This is a genomic window from Streptomyces luteolus, from assembly GCF_029968015.1.
GTDB lineage: Bacteria > Actinomycetota > Actinomycetes > Streptomycetales > Streptomycetaceae > Streptomyces > Streptomyces luteolus.
Genome location: NZ_JASCIS010000101.1, coordinates 1 through 3,274, shown reverse-complemented (window position 1 = coordinate 3,274; position 3,274 = coordinate 1). Strand labels below are relative to the sequence as shown.

General features: G+C 72.1%; 4 protein-coding genes and 1 pseudogene. 4 read left to right on the top strand and 1 reads right to left on the bottom strand.

Annotated features, from left to right (window positions below):
* From QIT00_RS38625 to QIT00_RS38615, 3 genes and pseudogenes are all read left to right on the top strand, one after another.
* The coding region (locus QIT00_RS38625) for a transposase (protein WP_282540180.1) at positions 1-268 on the top strand (268 nt) is incomplete at its 5' end.
* Positions 265-599, top strand: a pseudogene (locus tag QIT00_RS38620) (DUF779 domain-containing protein). The gene QIT00_RS38625 and the pseudogene QIT00_RS38620, both read left to right, overlap by 4 nt.
* Before the next feature lie 249 nt (positions 600-848).
* Complete coding sequence (locus QIT00_RS38615; protein ID WP_282540179.1) at positions 849-2,066, top strand: phosphodiester glycosidase family protein; 1,218 nt, start codon at positions 849-851, stop codon at positions 2,064-2,066.
* 24 nt (positions 2,067-2,090) lie between these two features.
* On the opposite strand, the gene QIT00_RS38610 is transcribed toward QIT00_RS38615, so the two are convergent.
* Positions 2,091-2,693 (bottom strand): TetR/AcrR family transcriptional regulator, encoded by a 603-nt coding sequence (locus QIT00_RS38610; protein ID WP_282540178.1) that lies wholly within the window; start codon positions 2,691-2,693, stop codon positions 2,091-2,093.
* Positions 2,694-2,798: 105 nt separating this feature from the next.
* On the opposite strand from QIT00_RS38610, the gene QIT00_RS38605 reads away from it, so the two are divergent.
* Positions 2,799-3,236, top strand: coding sequence for a DUF4345 domain-containing protein (locus tag QIT00_RS38605; protein WP_282540177.1), 438 nt, complete (start codon positions 2,799-2,801; stop codon positions 3,234-3,236).
* Positions 3,237-3,274: the final 38 nt, after the last annotated feature.

Here is a 3,274-nt window from a genome sequence, read left to right as displayed (position 1 = left end):
TGCCCCGACCACGAAGTCGTCCGGGACCTCGATCCATGGCGAACACGCGCCCAGAGGCGGCAACCGCCAGCTCAAACGCGCGATGTTCCTGTCCGCGTTCGCAGCCCTGCACGACCCCGCCTCCCGCACCTACTACGACCGATGCCGAGCCCGCGGAAAGACCCACACCCAAGCCCTCCTCCGCCTCGCCCGACAACGCATCAACGTGCTCTTCGCGATGCTCCGCGACGGCACCTTCTACGAACCCCGCACCCCACGCCTCGCTTGACGAAAGACATAGAGGCACCCCCCCGGCCGGAGGCTGGGGGAGCGTGCCTGGGGGCACCTCCCGGCCGGAGGCTGGGGGAGTCGCGGACCCGCATGGATCGGGGAGGCGGACCCAGGTTCCGCACCGGCGACTCCGACGTGCGGCTTGCGTCGTTGCGTGTGGACGGGGTGGCGGAGCCCGTCGGGTTCTGAGTGTCGAAGAGCCAGTACGCGCTATGTGGAGCCATACCCGGCTCGTGGTGGACGTGGTGCCGGGCCGGGGCAGCCGCTTCTCCCTCGAGGCGCCCGAAGGGGTGCGTTTCCTGATCCGTTCCCGTGTCGTCGGAACGTAGAACCGTGTCGTTTTGATCTTGCAGGCCCGGTGAGCGCCTAGCCTCTCCTCCCGTGCCGCACTCTGGTGAACTCCCCTGTCGACTGGGACAGTTGAGGGCTGTTGCGGCTTGATGACGGTCAAGGGCGGGCTGCTCACGGCGTGTCGGGGCGGCCCCGGAGGCATCAGGGGGTCTGCGGTGCTGCGCACGGCGTGGGTCGGACGGTCACGACGGATCAGAAGCTCTCTCGGCGGGGCGCGGCGCAGAGCCGTGGTCACCGCCCTCACCTGTGCTGCCCTGGTCGGCGCGGGCCTCGCCGGGGCCGCGCCCGCCGGGGCGGCGGCATCCGGAGGAGGGGGCGACGCCCCGGTCGTACGGGTCGCCTCCGGCGTCGAGTACCGCTCCTTCACCGTTCCGGCCTCCTACGGCCCGGCCCGCGCGCATCTGGTCACGGTGGACCTGCGCGACCCGCGCGTCCGGCTCGACCTGCTGCACCCCGGTGCGGTCGCGGCCCGCCGCACGGTCTCCGCGATGGCCGACAGGGCGGGCGCGGTGGCCGCGGTGAACGGGGACTTCTTCAACATCAGCGAGGCCCAGCACCCGGGCGTAGAGGCGACCGGCGCCCCCGTCGGTCCTGCCGTGGCGGACGGGCGGCAGCTGAAGGCGGCGGTGCCGGACGGCCAGCGCTTCGGGCCCGCCCTGCCGCCGGGTACGCACACCCCGGACGTGTTCGGCGTCGGCCTGGACCGGCGTGCCCGCATCGGCCGCCTCGACCTGCAGGGCACGGTCCACACCGAGCAGGCCCGGCTGCCGCTCGGCGGGCTCAACCAGTACGCCCTGCCGGTCGGTTCGGTCGGCGCGTTCACCGCGGACTGGGGCTCGATGTCCCGGCTCCGCTCGGTCTGCGGTACGGACACGGACCGGGCAGCGCCGTGCAGTACGGACACGTACGAGGTGACGGTCCGTGCCGGGCGTGTCGCCGCCGCCGCCGACACGCCGGGCGCCGGGCCCATCGGCGCGCACGAGACGGTCCTGGTCGGCCGCGAGTCGGGGGCGCAGCAGCTGCGGAAGCTGGCCGTGGGCGAGCGCGTCCAGGTACAGCACCGGCTGGTCGCGGCGGACTCGCCGAGCCCGTTCCACTTCGCTGTGGGCGGCTATCCCGTGCTGCGTGACGGGCGGCCGCTGGCGGGGCTCGACACGCTGACGTCGGCCGTGCGCTCGGCCGTGGGGGCCTCGGACGACGGGCGCCGGCTGTATCTGCTCGCCTTGGACGGCGCGCCGGACTTCCGTACGGGCCTGACGATCGCCGAAGTGGCCGCGCTGATGCGGGAGTTGGGCGCTCGGGACGCGTTCAGCCTGGACGGCGGCGGTTCCTCGACTCTCGCGTCCCGCGACCCGGGCGCGCCGACGGTGACCGTACGCAACCATCCGAGCGGCGGGATGGAGCGGGCGGTGCCGAACGGGATCGGGGTGTTCGTACGGGAGTGAGTCCGGGGCAGGTACCCGGGTGCGTCAGCCCTGCGGAGGGTCGACGAGAGGACGCAGCGAGCCGAGCAGGGAGCCGATGCAGATCTCCCGCAACTCCTCCTGGCTGAAGGCGGGTTGCTCCTGTCCGAGCCATTCGACGCAGAGCACCCGGACGAAGACCAGCCAGCTCATGACGACGGCGCCGACGGCCTCGCGGGGCGCGTCGCCGAGGGTGCCGCCGTCGAGCAGCCGCTCGCACATCACGTCCAGCTCGTCGGCCATCATCGCCTGGATGGTCTCGTCGCCCGCGAGGATCCGGTTGGCGGCGAGGACCGCGTGCCGGTTGGCGGTGAAGTAGTCGAAGTGCGCGTCGAGTCCGTCCCGCAGCTGCTGTTCCAGGCCGGCCGCGGGGTCGAGCCGGACGGTGTCGATCAGGCGGTCCGTGGCCTGCCGGTAGACGGCCGTGAACAGGTCCCGTTTGTTCGGGAAGTAGCGGTAGAGCAGGGCCCGGGAGACACCGGCGCGGGCGGCGACCTGGTCCATCCGGACCTCGTCGTAGGGCTGCTCGGCGAACAACTCGGCGCCGATGGCGAGGAGTTGGGCACGCCGGTCGGCGGGGGTGAGGCGCTGGCGCCGGTTCGGTGTCACGCACACAGCTTACTTGACACATGTCTACCAACACCCTTCACTGATGCTTGTTGGACACGTGTCCACCAATGCGTGTCGCCCACACCGAGAGGTAGGTAGGCCGTCATGACGAAGGCCCGTTGGCTCAAGTGGCTCTGCCTGGCGATGGCTTACGCCTGCATGGCCATCGGCATCTACCACGTGGTCCTCGGCGTCGCGTCCGTGCCGGGCGCGGAGTCGGCGGGGGCCACGGTGGACAGCCGGGAGCGGTTCTACAACGCGATCTTCTTCGGGTTCGGGCTCAGCTGGCTCTGGGTCGCCCGGCGGTCCCCGATCCCGGCGAACCTGGTGCGCGCGCTGACCGCCGTGTTCCTCCTCGGCGGCATCGGGCGGGTCCTGTCCCTCGCGGTGCACGGCATGCCGCACTGGTTCCAGATCCCGCTGACGGTCCTCGAACTCGGCCTGCCGCCGGTGTACTTCTGGCTCGCGTCCGCCGACGAACGCGCCGCCGCGGCCCGTACGGGACTTTCCGACGCGGATGCGACGGCGGCCCGCACACCCTGAACAGCACGGCGCCCCGGGCGAGGCACCTCCAGGGGAAG

What these genes read in the sequence shown, in the direction of transcription:
- QIT00_RS38605 (WP_282540177.1), top strand. Translation starts at nt 2,799, where the DNA reads ATGACGAAGGCCCGTTGGCTCAAGTGGCTCTGCCTGGCGATGGCTTAC.